The sequence below is a fragment of the Rhodoferax sp. TS-BS-61-7 genome (assembly GCF_002943465.1).
Lineage (GTDB): Bacteria > Pseudomonadota > Gammaproteobacteria > Burkholderiales > Burkholderiaceae_C > Allorhodoferax.
This window is the reverse complement of the sequence record NZ_PTQY01000001.1, coordinates 513,246-530,099: the sequence shown is the minus strand read 5'-3', so window position 1 is coordinate 530,099 and position 16,854 is coordinate 513,246. Positions and strand designations below refer to the sequence as shown.

The following is a 16,854-nucleotide window of genomic DNA, read 5'->3' as shown; positions in this document are numbered from 1 at the left end:
TTTGCTGGAGTGCGCACCTTCAATGATGGTGCTTGGGCTGCTCGGCGGGTGTTTGCTGCGCCAGCATCCGATTTACCAATACGCCAGGGAGTCAATATGATCCCTGCTTCATTTCAGGTTGAAATATCTTGGACTTCTTAAAAATTACTTTGCTCTTCGTAGCCACCGCCATTGCTGAAATCGTGGGTTGCTACTTGCCATGGCTCGTTCTCAAGCAGGACAAGACGACATGGTTATTGGTTCCTGCAGCAGTGTCCCTAGGGCTGTTCGCCTGGTTGCTGACACTCCATCCCAGTGCGGCTGGCAGAACGTATGCGGCCTACGGAGGCGTCTACATTGCAGTGGCCCTCGCGTGGCTCTACCTGGTTGACGGTGTGGCGCTGACCCGATGGGATATGGCTGGGGCTGGCATCGCGCTGGTGGGCATGGCAGTTATTGTTTTGCAACCGGCCAACCCATAACAGGCAACTCCGACTTCGTAAGGTGGCGGCTTCTCAGCAGCAACTCTTGGCTGCGACCGGTTGCACGCTGCTTGAACCGATGTTCTCCAAGATGTTGCATTGAGGTGCGGGGCCACCAATGCAATTTTCTGTGCAAGATTGGATGAACCTGGTCAGGTTCTTCTCCAACTGGCGTAGCTCAGCCAGTTTTACCTTTACGGCGTTGAGGTGAGTCTGGGCAACTTCACGGGTCTCGTCGCAAGGGAGTTGCGCGTTTGTTGAGAGCAAGACGAGCTCTCGGACTTGCTCGATGGAAAACCCGAATTCCCGGCAACTGCGTATGACTGCCAGTACCTCGCGGGCCTTTGCTCCGTACACCCTGTGACCACTGGGCCGCCGGTGGGCTTTTGAAATCAAGCCGATTTCCTCGTAGTACCGGATGGCGGATACGCTCACCCCGGTGCTCTGGGCCAAAGCGCCAATCGTTATGTACTCAGCCGTGGAAAGGTCTTTCACAGAAACTCCTTGCATCTCAAGTTACTTGAGGTTCTACATTGCAGTTTAAGGGAATCGTCCCGAGACTTCTTTGTGAGGATGAACTATGAAAAAAGCAGGACTGACTGCGTTGGGTGTGGCTGGTGCGTGCGCGGCCTGTTGCGCAATTCCGTTGGCTATCCCGATCATGGGTGCATTGTCGGTTTCAGGCTTGTCGATTCTGGCAATCGATCAGTTTCTTTTGGGCCCTGCCGGAATCGCTATTGCTGCGGCTGTCAGCCTGGTTGCTGCTGTTTGGGTGGGGGCTTGGTACGTGGGGCAGCGCCGTAAGCGTGCGGCAATGGCCGAGAGCGGTGCAGCTTGCTCCGTTCCAGACAGTAGTGGCGCTGGTGGTTGCGCCTGCTCCAAAGGTGTGTCATGAAACGCCGAGAGACCTTGCTTGCAATGAGCGGCATCCTGACTACCGCGAGTCTGTCTGGCGTTGCAAGTGCCACCACAGCGAATCAGGAGAAGGCTGCACCGCCTTTTGCGGTAAACGACGCCACTGGAAACCGGCGAACGCTGGAGGAGTTCAAGGGAAAAATAGTGGTGTTGGAGTGGACCAGTCCCTCTTGTCCATTTGTTCGAGCCCAGTACGCCAGTGGAAAGATGCAGGAGTTGCAGGTGTGGGCGAAGGCACAAGGCGTTGTATGGCTGTCCGTGCTCTCAACCTATCCTGCACGGGGTGACTACCTTGCTCCGCAAAAAGCGCAGGCCTTCAACCAAGAGCGCAAAGCGCAGTCAGCTGCCCTGTTGATGGATTCCTCGGGTCAGATGGGTCAAACCTATGGGGCGCGCAACACTCCCCATATGTTTGTCATCAATAGTGTCGGACGCATTGCCTACGCTGGGGCCATTGATACACAGCCAACGGTCGATGAAGCGGTCGTTCCCAAATCGCAGAACCTGGTACGTGCTGCGCTGGAAGATCTGTTGGCAGGCAAGGCAGTCGCACGACCAAGAACAACACCTTATGGTTGTCTCGTGGGGTATTCCGCGTAGTTGATCTAGATGTAGGGTTTGGATACCGCATACCGGCCATGTGTTAGCTACAGCAATTGGCCTGCTTCAGCCCAATTGCCGCTACTGAGTGTGCCCATCCAAGCATTTCAACCCTGCCAGACGCGTCACCTCACCGTCAACAGTTGTGAGCGCCAGAAAGCACAGAAAATAGCGCCTTAGACAACGAGGCCCCTGTGAATCCATCCCCTGCCCATGCCGAACTCATTGCCACTTTCAGGAGGGCAGAGGCCGATGCTGCGCACAAGTTCGGATTGATCCAAGTGGTTGCCAACAAGGGGCCCAAGGCGATTCAGGCGGCTGTGGAAACAGCGGCAAAGGCCGCAAAACGCCGGGATTCGTTTGCAAAAAAGCTGAATGCCCTGGGAGTGGATCTGAAGGATTGAGCGGGGCTTTGTGTTCTGGCCCGCCGGGTCAGGTGGGGGCAGCGCGGAATGTTTTGTAAGACGCCGCCAGTGGTATGGTGAACAAGATAACGAACACAAGGTTCAACACGGCGTTTTGCCAGAAACCAGACCACCACGAAAACAGGGTGTCTGGGACGAACCACACGGCCACTGACACTGCAACGATGTGCCAGCCCTCCATAGCGCCACTCGCAAAGGGCCCGCGCACCACCAGCAACAAGGCGGTGCCCCAGCCCACCATGACGGCGCCCAGCACCGCGTGCACGAGCGAGATGTATTCCACCGCCTTGGGGTCGAAGGCGGCAATGCTTGCGGTGTTGCCATACACCAGCAAAGAGAAACCTTCCCGCGTGAGCTGTGGAAACAGCACCAGGAGGAGGCCAAACCCCATAACCGCCAGCGTGACAACTTGGAGCCAACGGGTCCAGAACGGAGCTGGTGTTTTCACTGGGTGCATACAAGGCTTGGGGTGGTGAACGAATGCCAAGTTTCAGCGGTGCGGTGCACCGGCGCCATGACCTTGCAGGTCATGCCCACCTCTGCCCTTAACACTCCACAATATTCACCGCCAGCCCGCCGCGCGCAGTCTCCTTGTACTTGGTCTTCATGTCGGCGCCGGTTTCGCGCATGGTCTTGATGACCTTGTCCAGGCTCACGAAGTGGCTGCCGTCGCCGCGCAGCGCCATGCGGGCGGCGTTGATGGCCTTCACCGATGCAATCGCGTTGCGTTCGATGCACGGAATCTGTACCAGGCCACCCACGGGGTCGCAGGTCAGTCCCAGGTGGTGTTCCATGCCGATTTCGGCGGCGTTTTCCACTTGCTCGGGCGTGCCGCCCATCACCGCGCATAGGGCGGCGGCGGCCATGCTGCAGGCCACGCCTACCTCGCCCTGGCAGCCCACCTCGGCACCGCTGATGGATGCGTTCTCTTTGTAGAGGATGCCGACGGCCGCTGCGGTAAGCAGGAAGTCGATCACGCCCGCGTCGGTGGCACCCTGCACAAAACGTGTGTAGTAGTGCAACACGGCAGGGATGATGCCGGCCGCGCCGTTGGTGGGCGCGGTGACCACACGGCCGCCGGCGGCGTTTTCCTCGTTCACGGCCAGCGCGTAGAGGTTCACCCAGTCCATCACCTGCAGCGGGTCGCGCAGCGCGTGTTCGGGGTTGGCGGTCAGCGCCTGCAGCAGCGCCTTGGCGCGGCGCTTGACCTTGAAGCCACCGGGCAGCACGCCGTCTGTGGCGCAGCCGCGCTTCACGCAGTCTTGCATGACCTGCCAGATGCGCAGCAGGCCGGCGTCAATCTCGGCATCGCTGCGCCAGTGCTGCTCGTTGCGCCGCATGATCTGTGCAATGCTGATGCCTTGCTGGGCGGCCAGCTGCAGCAACGCGTCGCCGCTGGTAAAGGGCAGGGGCAGCACGGTGGCGTCGGGGGCAATCACCTTTTGCCGCGTGCCGTCAGCCGCCACCTCGTCGCTGACGATAAAGCCACCACCCACCGAGTAGTAGATGCGCTCGGACAGCTCCGTGCCCGCCGCATCCAGCGCCACAAAGCGCATGCCGTTGGCGTGGAAGGGCAGGGGCGCACGCATGAAGAGCAGGTCGTCTTTCTCGTGGAAGGCAATGCGGTGGGTGCCACCCAGTGTGAGCTGCTGGCTGCTGCGCACCTCGGCCAGCAATGCTGGGATCACGTCCACCTCCACCGTGTCGGGCTCGTGGCCGCTTAGGCCCAGCAGCACGGCCACGTCGCTGGCGTGGCCCTTGCCAGTGGCACCCAGCGAGCCATGCAGCCAGCAGCGCACCGTGGTGGTCTGCTCCAGCACGCCGCTGTGCTGCAGCCGCGCCACAAACTGCCGCGCCGCCCGCATGGGGCCCACGGTGTGCGAGCTGCTGGGGCCGATACCGATTTTGAACAGGTCGAAAACAGAGACTGCCATGGTGGACTCCTGGGGGTAGTGTGGACGGGTTTGACTCAGACTGCAAAGTGCTGCTGCACGTGGCCTGCCAATTGGTGCGCGGTGATGGCGGACAGCGTCCAGCCCAGGTGGCCGTGTCCGGTGTTGTAGAACACGTTGGCGCGTTTGCCCTGGCCCACGCGCGGCAGCATGTTGGGGAGCATGGGCCGCAGGCCGGCCCAGGGTTCCGCGCGGCGCGTGCTCACGCCCGGAAAGCATTGGTTCACCCATTGAACGAGCGGGCGGATGCGGTCGGCGCGTATGTCGTGGTTCAGGCCATTGAATTCGGCCGTGCCCGCCACGCGGAACCGGTCTTGGCCCAGGCGGCTGGTCACCAGCTTGGTCTCGTCGTCCAGCAGGCTCACCTGCGGCGCGGCCTGCTGGCTGGCTTCGTCATTCAGCTGCACGGTGATGGAGTAACCCTTGACCGGGTAGATGTTGAGCCGGTCACCCAGCTGCGCGGCAATGCCACGCCCGTACACACCGGCGCACACCACCACACCATCAAACACCTGTGTCTCGGTGCCACCTTCGTGCTGCAGCGTGAGCTGCGCGCTGTGGCCATCGGCCGAGGCGCTGTGCACCTGATGGCCATACAAAAACTTCACGCCCAGCCGCGCGCAGGCTTGCGACAGGCCGTGCGTGTATTTGTGGATGTCGCCGGTCGAATCGCTCTCGGTGTAGTAACCCCCGTAGTACTGGCCTTGCAGCGTGGGTTCAATCGCGCGCATCTCATCGGGCGTGACGGCACGGCGTGGCAGGCCACCAGCGGCCAGCATGGTGGACACGGTGCCTGCGTGGTCAAAACCCGCCTTGTTGCGGTAGATGTGCAAGATGCCTTTGCGCTTGTGGTCGAAGTCAATGCCTTCCTTCTCGGCCCAACCAAACAGGTGCTCACGTGCGGCAATGGCCAGGCGCGTGGTGGCTTCAGTGTTGTCGCGGTACTTGGGTATGGCGGCTACAAACTCCGCCATCCAGCTCAGCTTGTGCCAGGTGGGCGTGGGGTTCATCAAGAGCGGCGCATCCTTGGTGAACATCCATTTCAGCCCTTTGACAATGGTGCTGGGGTGGGTCCAGACCTCGGCGTTGGACGCCGACAGCTGGCCGCCGTTGGCATAGGACGTTTCCATGCCCGCGTAGCGGTTTTTCTCAATCAGGGTGACCTGGTAACCCGCCTGGGCCAGGGTGTAGGCGCTGGTGACGCCGGTGATGCCGCCGCCAATGATGGCAATGTGTTTCATAGAGCTCTCGCAAAACAGTCGCAAACATAGAAGTCGCCGCCCCACACACCATGTGCAGGTGACGACCCCCTCTGTTTGAGACCTGAGAGATTCACCACCGGCTTTGTGGGCCAGCGGCTTGCTCCTGCGGTGTGCCGCGGGGACTAATCCACGGCAGCTCTTCAGAGTGCTAAGGGATTCAACATCCCTATCGAAGCGGTCCTTTTGCCTGAGAGTTTCCGGGGTGGTTGCTCCTTCGGCGCTGGCGTTTTGAGGCGCCAGGCTCTCCCGCTGCGATGCCAGGTCCAGCCTGGCCAGGGTGGCTGCATGCAATGCAGTGCCACCCTGAAATTTCCAACTTAGCTTTCAGCGTATTCCGACAAGGGCACGCAGCTGCAGAACAGGTTGCGGTCGCCATATACGTTGTCCACCCGACCCACAGAGGGCCAGTACTTCACCGCCTTCAGGCTGGCCACCGGGAAGGCGCCCACCTCGCGGCTGTAGGGACGGTTCCATTCGGCGCCCAGCAAGCTGGCGGCAGTATGGGGAGCATGCTTCAAAGGGTTGTTGTCTTGTGGCCAGCTTCCGGCTTCGACTTGTGCAATTTCGCCACGGATGGCGATCATGGCGCTGATAAAGCGGTCCAGCTCGGCCAACGTCTCGCTCTCGGTGGGTTCCACCATCAGCGTGTTGGGCACGGGGAAGCTCAGCGTGGGCGCGTGGAAGCCATAGTCCATCAAACGCTTGGCCACGTCTTCGGCCATCACGCCGCAGGTGTCCTTGAAGCCACGCAGATCCAAGATGCACTCGTGGGCCACATGGCCGTTGGCACTGGCGTACAACGTGGGGTAGTGGTCTGTCAATCGCGCGCTGATGTAGTTGGCCGCTAGGATGGCCGCTTCGGTCGCGTGCTGCAGGCCGTCGGCGCCCATCATTCGGCAGTACATCCAGCTGATGGGTAGCACGGCGGCATTGCCCAGTGGCGCGGCGCTGACTGCGCCTGTGCCGGGAACGCCACCGGTGGCGTGCCCGGGCAGGAAGGGCACGAGGTCGGCCACCACACACACGGGGCCGACACCGGGGCCACCACCGCCGTGGGGGATGCAGAAGGTTTTGTGCAGGTTCAGGTGGCTCACGTCGCCGCCAAACTCGCCGGGGGCTGCGGTGCCTACCAGCGCGTTCATGTTGGCGCCGTCCACGTACACACGGCCGCCGTGCTGGTGCACCAGGGCGCACAGCTCTTTCACGCTGGTTTCAAACACGCCGTGGGTGCTGGGGTAGGTGATCATCACCGCGGCCAGGTTGGCGCTGTGCTGTTCACACTTGGCTTGCAGGTCGGCCATGTCCACGTTGCCGTTGTCATCGCACTTGGTCACTACCACTTGCATGCCCACCATCTGCGCGCTGGCCGGGTTGGTGCCGTGCGCGCTGCTGGGGATCAGGCAGATATTGCGGTGGCTTTGGCCTTTGCTGGCGTGGTACGCCTGAATGACCAACAGGCCTGCGTATTCGCCCTGGCTGCCAGCGTTGGGCTGCAGGCTGATGCCGGCATACCCGGTGGCCGCGCACAGCCAGGCGCGCAGTTGTGCGTCCAGCTCGGCATAACCTTGGCGCTGGTCGGCCGGGCAGAAGGGGTGGATGTTGGCGAACTCGGGCCAGGTGATGGGGATCATCTCGCTGGTGGCGTTGAGCTTCATGGTGCAGGAGCCCAGCGGAATCATGCTGCGGTCCAGCGCCAGGTCCTTGTCGCTCAGCATGCGGATGTAGCGCAGCATGCCGGTCTCGGAATGGTGGGTGTTGAACACCGGGTGCGTCATGAATGTGGAGGTGCGGCGCAGTGCGGCGGGGATCAGCGACTCGGCGGTGCCTTCCAGCGCGTCCACGCTGGGCAGGGCCTGGCCGGGTTGGGCAAACAGGCTCCACACCAGGGCCAGGTCGTCACGCGTGGTGGTTTCGTCCAGGCTGACGCAGAGGTAATCTTTAAAGTAAATTCGCAGGTTAGCCCCCGCAGATACTGCGCGAGCAGCTATCGAATTCGTAGCATCCCCGGTCTTGACCGTGACGGTGTCAAACACGGCGTCGCTGGTCAGCGTGTGGCCCAGTTGCTCCAAGCCCTTGGCCAGAATGGCGGTGAACTTGGCTACGCGCTGGGCGATGCGGGTCAGGCCTTCGGGGCCGTGGTAGACGGCGTACATGCTGGCAATGACGGCCGGCAGCACTTGCGCGGTGCAGATGTTGGAGGTGGCTTTTTCGCGGCGGATGTGTTGCTCGCGCGTTTGCAGCGCCAGGCGGTAGGCCGGGTTGCCATGCGTGTCGATGCTCACGCCCACAATGCGGCCGGGCATGGAACGTTTGTATTCGTCGCGGCAGGCCATGTAGGCGGCGTGCGGGCCGCCGTTGCACAGCGGCATGCCGAAGCGCTGGGTGGTGCCGACCACAATGTCGGCGTCAAATTCGCCGGGTGGCGTGAGCAGCGTGAGCGCCAGCAGGTCGGCGGCCACGATGAAGGCGGCTTGTTTGCTGTGCACCAGCGCTACGTCGGCACGCAGGTCGTCAATGCGGCCGCTGGTGGCGGGGTACTGGGCCAGCACAGCAAAGTAGTCGCCTGCCAGCGCGGCTTCCCACTCGGGCGCGGAGTTGGCAAGCAGGACGGTGATGCCCAGCGGCGCGGCGCGCGTCTGGATCACCTCAATGGTTTGCGGGTGGCAGTCGCCAGCCACCACAAACACATTGCTCTTGCTTTTGACACTGCGCTTGGCCAGCGTCATGGCTTCGGCCGCGGCGGTGGCTTCGTCCAGCATGGACGCATTGGCCATGGGCATGCCGGTCAGGTCACACACCATGGTCTGGAAGTTCACCAGCGCTTCCATGCGGCCCTGCGAAATCTCGGCCTGGTAGGGCGTGTAGGCGGTGTACCAGGCGGGGTTTTCCAGGATGTTGCGCAGGATCACGCCAGGCGTGTGCGTGCCGTAGTAGCCCTGGCCAATGAAGCTTTTGAGCACCTTGTTCTTGCCCGCCAGCACCTTGATCTCGGCCAGCGCCGCCGCTTCGGTGATCGCGGCGGGAATATCCATCTTGCTGCTGCGCGCAATGCTGCGCGGCACGATGCTGTCGATCAGCGTACGGCGCGAGGTCTCGCCGATGGCTTGGAGCATCAGCGCTTCGTCGGCCGCATCGATGCCGATGTGGCGTGCGTGGAATTCGCTGGCGTTTTCCAGCTGTGCGAGGGTGGAGGCAGGGGTCGTTGGCATGGACGTTCAGGCTTATTAGTTAGAGGTTGAAAGGGCAATTTCCCGCCGGGCCGCCCCAAGGGAAATTAGCCCCCTCGGGGGGGGCAGCGACCCGCACAGCGGCGGAGCGTGGGGGCTTAGCCCGCGGAGAAGGCGGAGTAGCTGGTTTCGTCCATCAGGCCGTCGAGTTCGGCGGGGTTGGACAGCTTGACCTTGAAGAACCAGCCGGCGCCCAGCGGGTCGGTGTTGGCCAGGCTGGGGTCGGCGCGCAGGGCTTCGTTCACTTCGGTGATCTCGCCGGTCACGGGCATGTAGACGTCGGCAGCGGCCTTGACGGACTCGACCACGCCGGCCACGGCCTTGGCGTCAATGGAGGCGCCCACTTCGGGCAGGTCCACAAACACCACGTCGCCCAGCGCGTCCTGCGCGTGGTGGGTGATGCCCACGGTGGCGATGCCACCTTCAACATTGAGCCATTCGTGGTCGGGGGTGTACTGGATGGGCATGGAGAGCTCCTGAAAAACGGATGTTGGAAAGAAATAAAACAATAAAAACGAACCTGCCAGGACAGACTTTAGCCGCCCCGGCCTGGTGGTTTAGCCGCGGTAGTAGCGCGTGGGCACAAAGGGCATGGCGCTGACTTCCATGGGTACGGGTTTGCCGCGCACGATGGCCACCACTTTGGTGCCCACAGCCGCCCATGCCGCGTCCACATAGCCCATGGCCACGGGCTTGTCGATGGTGGGGCCGAGCAGGCCGCTGGTCACCTCGCCGATCTTGTTGCCGTTGCCGTCCTGCAGCTCGGTGTGGTCACGCACGGGGATGCGTTCCAGGGCGATCAGTCCCACGCGTTTTTTGGTGCCTTTTTGGCCGCTAGCCCCCGTGGAATCTGCGAGAGCAGCTAGTATTTTTGTAGCGCCCGGGAAACTACCTTCGCGGGCACCACCCGCGCGGCGCACCTTTTGCATGGCCCACAGCAGACTGGCTTCGACCGGGGTGGTGGTGGTGTCGATGTCATTGCCATACAGGCACAGGCCGGCTTCCAGGCGCAGGGAGTTGCGTGCGCCCAGGCCAATCGGCTTGACTTCGGGCTGGGCCAGCAGGGCGCGGGCGAGAGCTTCGGCGTGGTCGTTGTGGACAGAAATCTCGAAGCCGTCTTCACCGGTGTAGCCGCTACGGGTCAAGAATACGTCGATCTTCTGCGTGCCCGTGTCGACCGTGAAGTTGCCACCAGTCATGAACACCAGCTTTTCTACGCCAGGTGCTAGGCGGGAGAGGGCGGTCACAGCCTGCGGGCCCTGCAGCGCCAGCAGCGCGTAGTCGGGCAGGGGGACGACTTGGCAGCGGCTGCCAATCTTGGCTTGGATGTGGGCGATGTCGCCCACCTTGCAGGCGCCGTTGACGATGACGAAGAGCTCGTTGTCGCCCTTGTTGAAGAACATCAGATCATCAATGATGGTGCCTTCGTCTGTCAGCAGCAGGCCATAGCGCTGCTTGCCCACGGCCAGGTCCATCACGTCCACGGGCATCAGCGTTTCGAACGCCGCCGCCGCATCGGGGCCGACCAAGCGCAGCTGGCCCATGTGGGACACATCGAACAGGCCCGCGGCGTTGCGGGTGTGGTGGTGCTCGGCCATCAGGCCGGCGGGGTACTGCACGGGCATGGAATAGCCGGCAAACGGCACCATGCGGGCGCCCAGCTCAATGTGCAGCGCGTTCAGCGGGGTGGTCAACAAAGCGGTGTCGGTGGCGGACATGGCGGCAATCCAGGTAGGGGCAAGTCAAAACCCGGGGCGAGTGCATGGCTGCGCCCGCCCGGTGCTGCCCCCGCTGTCCGCTTTACCTGAGAGATTCGCCGGGCCTGCGTGCACGGTGTGCGCAGACTGCGGGTTGCTCCTTCGGTGGGCTGTGCACCAAGTGCTGCAGCCTCTCTCCAGTGGGGTGTCGTTGATAGCCAAGCCATCAACGGATGTCAGTCCTTTTGCCTGAGCGTTCAGACCGCTGCAATCAGCCGTCCTGCGCCTTCGGCGGCCTCCGCGGGGGAAGCTCTCTCCTGACTGGGCAGCATTCTAAACCAGCCGCCGTTGGGTATCGGCCCCAAGCGGACGTGGCCGATCTGATGTGCCGCAAAGTCTGCCCACGCGGGCTGGCCTAAACTCCTGTCCGTTCGCGCCGCCACATCTCCAGCGGTATTTCATCTTCCTTACGGGCCGCGCCTGCATGCTCTACATCCTCCGCCTCGCCATGCTGGGCCTCTACTTTCTGGTGGCTTCGGCAATCAATTTCGTCATTTGTTTTGCCCGTCCGTTCAACCCCGACAACTCGCGCCTGTGTGGCTGGATGTATTCGGCACCCGCCTTGCGCCTTCTGGGGCTCACAGTGCGGCTGGAAACGGAGGGCATGCTGGCGCAACCCAACCCCTTTGTGATCGTGGCCAACCACCAGTCCAACTGGGACTTGTTTGTGCTGGGCTGCTCGGTGCCGCGGCGCACCGTGTCGCTGGGCAAGAAGAGCCTGAAGTGGATCCCCTTCTTTGGCCAGATTTACTGGTTGGCCGGCAACATCCTGATCGACCGGGGCAATGCCTTCAAGGCCAAGCAGGCCATGCTCAAAACTACCGATGTGATGCAGCACCAGGACACCTCGATCTGGGTGTTTGCAGAGGGCACGCGCAACCTGGGCCGGGGCTTGCTCCCGTTCAAGAAAGGGGCCTTCCAGATGGCCATTAACGCGGGTGTGCCCATCATCCCCCTGTGCTGCAGCAACTACAAACGCAGCATGAATCTCAATCGCTGGCACAGCGGCACCATCGTCATCCACACCTTGCCGCCTATCGCCACCACTGGCATGACCTTGGACGACATGCCCGCGCTGATGGAGCGCTGCCGAACACAGATGGCGACCTGCCTGGACACGCTGGACGCACAGCTGGTCTAGTGCGTTGCCGGGTCCTGCAATAAGCGGGGGCATTGCAGCGCGTTTATTCGCTTTCCAAACAACATCCGGGTGGGGAACCAACTGGACTGCGCCGCAGTCCAAGGCATATACTGAAATCGAGAATCTGCCGCTAGGGATTCAGGTTTGTTGTTCCAGCCCGGAGGTCTTATGGACGCCATTGGTAACTACGTAGCCCGCCACGCACGCAGCCGCGAAGAAGAGATGACTCTGGACGAGTATCTGGCTGAGTGCAAACGCAACCCGCTCACTTACGCCACAGCGGCTGAGCGCATGTTGGCCGCCATCGGTGAGCCGGTGGTGCTGGACACTCGTAACAACCCGCAGCTCTCGCGCATCTTTGCCAACAAGCTCATCAAGGTGTATCCCGCCTTCTCCGAGTTTTATGGCATGGAAGACGCCATCGAGCAGGTGGTGAGCTACTTCCGCCATGCGGCGCAAGGGCTGGAAGAGCGCAAGCAAATCCTCTACTTGCTGGGCCCGGTAGGCGGCGGCAAAAGTTCGCTGGCCGAACGCCTCAAACACCTCATGCAGCAAGTGCCGTTTTATGCGATCAAAGGCTCGCCGGTGAACGAAAGTCCGTTGGGCCTGTTTGATGCGGTGGAAGACGGCCCGGTGTTGCAAGAGAGTTATGGCATTCCGCCGCGTTACCTGCAGCGTATCCTGTCGCCGTGGGCCGTGAAGCGGCTGGACGAGTTTGGTGGGGACATCCGTCAGTTCAAGGTGGTCAAACGTTTCCCCAACACCTTGCGTCAGATTGGTGTGGCCAAGACCGAGCCCGGCGACGAGAACAACCAGGATATTTCATCCCTGGTGGGCAAGGTGGACATTCGCAAGTTGGAGAGCTTTTCGCAGGACGACCCCGATGCTTACAGCTTCTCGGGCGGTCTTTGCCTAGCAAACCAGGGGCTGCTGGAATTTGTGGAAATGTTCAAGGCGCCCATCAAGGTGCTTCACCCTTTGCTGACTGCTACGCAGGAGGGCAACTTCAAGGGCACCGAGGGCTTTGGGGCGATTCCGTTTGATGGCATTGTGCTGGCCCACAGCAACGAGAGCGAGTGGAAGGCCTTCCGCAACAACAAACACAACGAAGCGTTTCTGGACCGCATCTACATCGTCAAGGTGCCGTACTGCCTGCGCGTGAGCGAAGAGATCAAGATTTACGAAAAACTGATTCGCGATTCGTCGTTGGGCCAGGCCAAGTGCGCCCCGGGCACGCTGAAGATGATGAGCCAGTTTGCCATCCTCACCCGGCTGAAGGAGCCTGAAAACTCCAGCCTGTACAGCAAGATGGAGGTGTACGACGGCGAGAGCCTAAAGGACACCGATCCGCGCGCCAAGAGCTACCACGAGTACCGCGACTACGCGGGTATGGACGAGGGCATGAACGGCGTGTCCACCCGTTTTGCGTTCAAGATTTTGTCCAAGGTGTTCAACTTCGACAGCGCCGAGGTGGCCGCCAACCCGGTGCACCTGATGTATGTGCTGGAGCAGCAGATCGAGCGCGAGCAGTTTCCGGCCGATCTGGAGCAGAAGTACACCGGCTTCATCAAGGAGCTGTTGGCCCCGCGCTATGCCGAGTTCATCGGCAAGGAAATCCAGAAAGCCTATCTGGAGAGCTACAGCGAATACGGACAAAACATTTTTGACCGCTACGTGACCTATGCTGACTACTGGATCCAGGACAACGAGTACCGCGACACCGATACGGGTGAAGTGTTTGACCGCGTGGCGCTGAACGCAGAGCTGGAGAAGATCGAGAAGCCCGCGGGCATTGCCAACCCCAAGGACTTCCGCAACGAGATTGTGAATTTTGTGCTGCGGGCGCGCGCCAACAACCAGGGCAAGAACCCGGCGTGGACCAGCTACGAAAAGCTGCGCCAGGTGATCGAGAAAAAGATGTTCTCCAACACCGAAGAGCTGCTGCCCGTGATCAGCTTCAACGCCAAGGCCAGTGCGGACGAAGCCAAGAAGCACGAAGACTTTGTGACGCGCATGGTGGAAAAAGGCTACACCGCCAAACAGGTGCGCTTGCTGTGCGAGTGGTACCTGCGGGTGCGCAAGAGTTCGTGAATGGAGCCCCCACGCTTGTCACTTCGTGTACTGCGCTGCCCCCCGAGGGGGCGCTGCCTTGCTTGGGGTGGCCCGGCGCAGCGGCAAGAGGTTTTGTTGAAGGGTTGACATGGCACTGCAAATCGTTGACCGCCGGCTGGCGGGCAAGAACAAGTCCATTGGCAACCGGGAGCGGTTTTTGCGTCGCCACCAGGAGCAGATCCGTGAGGCGGTGCGCAAGGCCGTGACAGGCCGCGGCATCCGCGATATCGAGCAGGCCGAGAACATCACCATTCCCAAGAAAGACATCAGCGAACCCGTGTTCCACCACGGCGAGGGCGGCGTGCGCGACACCGTGCACCCCGGCAATACCGATCACCTGCGTGGCGACCGCATCAAGCGCCCGCAGGGTGGTGCGGGCGGTGGCAAGGGGCAGGCCAGCGATTCGGGGGAGGGCGAAGACGACTTTGTCTTCACGCTGAGCAAGGAAGAGTTCATGCAGGTGTTCTTCGAGGGCCTGGCCTTGCCGCACCTCATGCGCACCCAGATTGGCGACGCGCCCGAATGGAAAACCCACCGCGCGGGCTACACACGCGACGGAACGCCCAACAACCTGCACATCCTGCGCTCCATGCGCGGTGCGCTGGGGCGTCGGCTGGCCTTGGGAGCGGGCGCACGGCGTGAATTGGCACAAAAGAAGCGGCTGCTGGCAGAGCTGGAACGCACGCCTGTGGGGCACGAGCCCGAGATACGCACGCTGCGCCAGGAGATCCAGGAGCTAGAGCTGCGAATCAAGAAGATCCCGTTTCTGGATCCGGTGGATTTGCGGTTCCGCGGCCGGGTTAAAACGCCGGTGCCTACGTCCAAGGCGGTGATGTTTTGCCTGATGGATGTGTCCGGCTCCATGGACGAAGAGCGCAAGGGCCTGGCCAAGCAGTTCTTCATCCTGCTTTATCTGTTTCTGACCCGCCACTACGAGAAGATCGACATCGTCTTCATCCGCCACCACACGCAGGCGCAGGAGGTAGATGAGGATACTTTCTTCCACGCGACCGAGAGCGGCGGCACCGTGGTTAGCAGCGCGCTGGAGCTGATGCAAAAAATTCTGGAGCAACGCTACCCTGCATCCGAGTGGAACATATACGGCGCCCAGGCCAGCGATGGTGACAATTTCAGCAACGACAGCGGGCGCTGCCGCGATCTGCTCAACGATGCGCTGCTGCCACTGTGTCGCTACTTTGCCTATGTGCAGGTGGCCGATACTGAGCAGGACCTGTGGGAGGAATACACCCAGCTGGCGGAAGAACACGCCAACTTTGCCATCCGCAAGGTGACCGAACCCGAGCACATCTACCCGGTGTTTCGGGACCTGTTCAAGAAGGAAGGAGAAACCGCATGAGCGACCTGCTTCCCATCCTTGCCCAGCGCCCGGTGGAGCATCGGCATCTGGACGACCCAGCCCGCATTCCGCCCAGCGGCGAGCGCCGTACGCGCATCGTCTTGCAAGAGCCCATGCCAGCGCCGCCGCGCGCGAAGGAGCCGTTACCAGATAGCAGCGATTGGACCTTTGAGCTGATCGAGCACTACCACGATGTGATCCGCGAGACCGCGGCCCGCTTTGGCCTGGACACCTACGCCAACCAGCTGGAGATCATCACGGCCGAGCAGATGATGGACGCCTACGCCAGCGTGGGCATGCCCATCAACTACCGGCACTGGAGCTACGGCAAAGAGTTCATCGCCACCGACAAACGTTACCGCCGTGGACACATGGGCCTGGCCTACGAAATCGTCATCAATTCCGACCCCTGCATCAGCTACCTGATGGAGGAAAACACCACGGCCATGCAGGCGCTGGTGATTGCGCACGCGGCCTATGGCCACAACAGCTTCTTCAAAGGCAACTACCTGTTCCGCATGTGGACGGACGCCTCCAGCATCATCGACTACCTGGTGTTCGCGCGCCGCTACATCAGCGAATGCGAGGAACGCTATGGGCTAGAGACGGTAGAGCTATTTTTGGATTCTTGCCACGCACTGGCCAACTTTGGGGTGGACCGTTACCGCCGACCCAGCAAGAAGAGCTTGGCGCAGGAGCTCAGTGCGCGCAAGGCCCGCGAAGCCTATGCCCAGCAACAGGTCAATGACTTGTGGCGCACCGTGCCCAAAGGGGCAGACAAACCTGACGATGCGCCCGAGAGCCAGCGCTTTCCGCCAGAGCCGCAGGAGAATCTGCTGTACTTCATTGAGAAGAATGCGCCTTTGCTGGAGCCCTGGCAGCGTGAAGTGGTACGCCTGGTGCGCAAGATCGCGCAGTACTTTTACCCGCAGCGCCAGACCCAGGTGATGAACGAGGGTTGGGCCACGTTCTGGCACCACAAGCTGCTCAACACGTTGTATGACGATGGCCACCTGAGCAACGGCATGATGATGGAGTGGCTGAGCTCGCACACCAACGTGATCTTTCAGCCCCCCGTGGGCCACCGGGCTTATAGCGGCATTAATCCCTATGCGCTGGGCTTTGCCATGTACACCGACATCAAGCGCATCTGCGACGCACCGACTGACGAAGACCGCGCGTGGTTTCCCGACATTGCCGGAAGTCCCTGGCTGCCCACGCTGGACCACGCCATGCGCAACTTCAAGGATGAGAGCTTTATCGGGCAGTTTTTGAGCCCGAAGTTGATGCGCGACATGCGGCTGTTTGCTGTCCACGACGACGAGAAAAATACACAGCTGGAAGTGGCTGCCATCCACGACGCGATTGGCTACCGCGAGCTGCGCCAATCGCTGTCCCAGCAGTACGACCTTGGTACGCGGGAACCCAATGTCCAGGTCTGGAACGTAAATCTGCGCGGTGACCGCATGCTCACGCTGAGGCACACGCAGTACCAAAATCGGCCTTTGGGTGAGAGCACGCTGGAGGTGCTCAAGCACACGGCGCGGCTTTGGGGTTTTGGCGTGGCGCTGGAGAGCGTGAACAACGCGGGCGAGGTCACGCGACAGTGGAGCGTGGCGGCACCGGCATAAAAAAAGGGGCTGTC

At 61.5% G+C, this 16,854-nt stretch carries 15 protein-coding genes and 4 riboswitches; of the genes, 8 read left to right on the top strand and 7 right to left on the bottom strand.

Going from position 1 to position 16,854, the window contains the following annotated elements; translation table 11 throughout:
* Positions 1 to 128: 128 nt before the first annotated feature.
* Positions 129 to 461 (top strand): YnfA family protein, encoded by a 333-nt coding sequence (locus C5F53_RS02500; RefSeq protein ID WP_105259738.1) that lies wholly within the window; start codon positions 129 to 131, stop codon positions 459 to 461.
* 33 nt (positions 462 to 494) lie between these two features.
* Here C5F53_RS02500 and C5F53_RS02495 read toward each other — a convergent pair whose 3' ends face one another.
* Positions 495 to 956, bottom strand: coding sequence for a helix-turn-helix domain-containing protein (locus C5F53_RS02495; protein WP_236635183.1), 462 nt, complete (start codon positions 954 to 956; stop codon positions 495 to 497).
* A gap of 85 nt (positions 957 to 1,041) precedes the next feature.
* Between C5F53_RS02495 and C5F53_RS20035 the strand changes: the two genes are divergently transcribed.
* From C5F53_RS20035 to C5F53_RS02485, 3 genes are all read left to right on the top strand, one after another.
* Complete coding sequence (locus C5F53_RS20035) at positions 1,042 to 1,356, top strand: hypothetical protein (protein WP_146097274.1); 315 nt, start codon at positions 1,042 to 1,044, stop codon at positions 1,354 to 1,356.
* Positions 1,353 to 1,976 carry a redoxin domain-containing protein gene (locus C5F53_RS02490; RefSeq protein ID WP_146097273.1) on the top strand — a complete coding sequence of 208 codons (624 nt, stop codon included), beginning with the start codon at positions 1,353 to 1,355 and terminating at the stop codon, positions 1,974 to 1,976. Before C5F53_RS20035 ends, C5F53_RS02490 begins: the two co-directional genes overlap by 4 nt.
* Positions 1,977 to 2,170: 194 nt before the next feature.
* A complete protein-coding gene (locus C5F53_RS02485) occupies positions 2,171 to 2,380 on the top strand; it encodes a hypothetical protein (protein ID WP_105259735.1) in 210 nt (69 codons plus the stop codon).
* A 28-nt stretch (positions 2,381 to 2,408) separates the two neighbouring features.
* Here C5F53_RS02485 and C5F53_RS02480 read toward each other — a convergent pair whose 3' ends face one another.
* The 6 genes from C5F53_RS02480 to gcvT all read right to left on the bottom strand — a co-directional run bounded on the left by C5F53_RS02480 (position 2,409) and on the right by gcvT (position 10,560).
* Positions 2,409 to 2,858, bottom strand: coding sequence for a hypothetical protein (locus C5F53_RS02480; protein ID WP_146097272.1), 450 nt, complete (start codon positions 2,856 to 2,858; stop codon positions 2,409 to 2,411).
* 88 nt (positions 2,859 to 2,946) lie between these two features.
* Positions 2,947 to 4,335 (bottom strand): L-serine ammonia-lyase, encoded by a 1,389-nt coding sequence (locus C5F53_RS02475; protein WP_105259733.1) that lies wholly within the window; start codon positions 4,333 to 4,335, stop codon positions 2,947 to 2,949.
* Between the two features lie 35 nt (positions 4,336 to 4,370).
* Complete coding sequence (locus C5F53_RS02470) at positions 4,371 to 5,594, bottom strand: D-amino acid dehydrogenase (RefSeq protein ID WP_105259732.1); 1,224 nt, start codon at positions 5,592 to 5,594, stop codon at positions 4,371 to 4,373.
* A gap of 61 nt (positions 5,595 to 5,655) precedes the next feature.
* Positions 5,656 to 5,769: riboswitch (glycine riboswitch) on the bottom strand.
* Positions 5,770 to 5,780: 11 nt separating this feature from the next.
* Positions 5,781 to 5,874, bottom strand: a riboswitch (glycine riboswitch).
* 58 nt (positions 5,875 to 5,932) lie between these two features.
* Positions 5,933 to 8,824: an aminomethyl-transferring glycine dehydrogenase gene (gene gcvP, locus C5F53_RS02465; protein ID WP_105259731.1), complete on the bottom strand. Its 2,892-nt coding sequence runs from the start codon at positions 8,822 to 8,824 to the stop codon at positions 5,933 to 5,935.
* 116 nt (positions 8,825 to 8,940) lie between these two features.
* Positions 8,941 to 9,309 (bottom strand): glycine cleavage system protein GcvH, encoded by a 369-nt coding sequence (gcvH, locus tag C5F53_RS02460; RefSeq protein WP_105259730.1) that lies wholly within the window; start codon positions 9,307 to 9,309, stop codon positions 8,941 to 8,943.
* 90 nt (positions 9,310 to 9,399) lie between these two features.
* The gene (gcvT, locus tag C5F53_RS02455) at positions 9,400 to 10,560 is read right to left on the bottom strand and encodes a glycine cleavage system aminomethyltransferase GcvT (protein WP_105259729.1); all 1,161 of its coding nucleotides are present in this window, start codon (positions 10,558 to 10,560) and stop codon (positions 9,400 to 9,402) included.
* A 63-nt stretch (positions 10,561 to 10,623) separates the two neighbouring features.
* Positions 10,624 to 10,750: riboswitch (glycine riboswitch) on the bottom strand.
* Between the two features lie 16 nt (positions 10,751 to 10,766).
* Positions 10,767 to 10,869: riboswitch (glycine riboswitch) on the bottom strand.
* 154 nt (positions 10,870 to 11,023) lie between these two features.
* On the opposite strand from gcvT, the gene C5F53_RS02450 reads away from it, so the two are divergent.
* The 4 genes from C5F53_RS02450 (at position 11,024) to C5F53_RS02435 (ending at position 16,840) form a co-directional block, all read left to right on the top strand.
* Complete coding sequence (locus C5F53_RS02450; RefSeq protein ID WP_105259728.1) at positions 11,024 to 11,740, top strand: 1-acyl-sn-glycerol-3-phosphate acyltransferase; 717 nt, start codon at positions 11,024 to 11,026, stop codon at positions 11,738 to 11,740.
* A gap of 168 nt (positions 11,741 to 11,908) precedes the next feature.
* Positions 11,909 to 13,831 (top strand): PrkA family serine protein kinase, encoded by a 1,923-nt coding sequence (locus C5F53_RS02445; protein ID WP_105259727.1) that lies wholly within the window; start codon positions 11,909 to 11,911, stop codon positions 13,829 to 13,831.
* Between the two features lie 109 nt (positions 13,832 to 13,940).
* The gene (locus C5F53_RS02440) at positions 13,941 to 15,209 is read left to right on the top strand and encodes a YeaH/YhbH family protein (RefSeq protein WP_105259726.1); all 1,269 of its coding nucleotides are present in this window, start codon (positions 13,941 to 13,943) and stop codon (positions 15,207 to 15,209) included.
* A 113-nt stretch (positions 15,210 to 15,322) separates the two neighbouring features.
* A complete protein-coding gene (locus C5F53_RS02435; protein ID WP_236635231.1) occupies positions 15,323 to 16,840 on the top strand; it encodes a SpoVR family protein in 1,518 nt (505 codons plus the stop codon).
* The last annotated feature ends 14 nt before the right edge of the window (positions 16,841 to 16,854 follow it).

Bases quoted from the DNA above. Each gene is read 5' to 3' on its own strand.
- C5F53_RS20035 (WP_146097274.1), top strand. From the start codon at position 1,042: ATGAAAAAAGCAGGACTGACTGCGTTGGGTGTGGCTGGTGCGTGCGCG.
- C5F53_RS02445 (WP_105259727.1), top strand. From the start codon at position 11,909: ATGGACGCCATTGGTAACTACGTAGCCCGCCACGCACGCAGCCGCGAA.
- C5F53_RS02435 (WP_236635231.1), top strand. From the start codon at position 15,323: ATGCCAGCGCCGCCGCGCGCGAAGGAGCCGTTACCAGATAGCAGCGAT.
- C5F53_RS02470 (WP_105259732.1), bottom strand. From the start codon at position 5,594: ATGAAACACATTGCCATCATTGGCGGCGGCATCACCGGCGTCACCAGC.
- C5F53_RS02440 (WP_105259726.1), top strand. From the start codon at position 13,941: ATGGCACTGCAAATCGTTGACCGCCGGCTGGCGGGCAAGAACAAGTCC.
- gcvP (WP_105259731.1), bottom strand. From the start codon at position 8,824: ATGCCAACGACCCCTGCCTCCACCCTCGCACAGCTGGAAAACGCCAGC.
- C5F53_RS02480 (WP_146097272.1), bottom strand. From the start codon at position 2,858: ATGCACCCAGTGAAAACACCAGCTCCGTTCTGGACCCGTTGGCTCCAA.
- gcvT (WP_105259729.1), bottom strand. From the start codon at position 10,560: ATGTCCGCCACCGACACCGCTTTGTTGACCACCCCGCTGAACGCGCTG.
- C5F53_RS02450 (WP_105259728.1), top strand. From the start codon at position 11,024: ATGCTCTACATCCTCCGCCTCGCCATGCTGGGCCTCTACTTTCTGGTG.
- C5F53_RS02490 (WP_146097273.1), top strand. From the start codon at position 1,353: ATGAAACGCCGAGAGACCTTGCTTGCAATGAGCGGCATCCTGACTACC.
- C5F53_RS02475 (WP_105259733.1), bottom strand. From the start codon at position 4,335: ATGGCAGTCTCTGTTTTCGACCTGTTCAAAATCGGTATCGGCCCCAGC.
- gcvH (WP_105259730.1), bottom strand. From the start codon at position 9,309: ATGCCCATCCAGTACACCCCCGACCACGAATGGCTCAATGTTGAAGGT.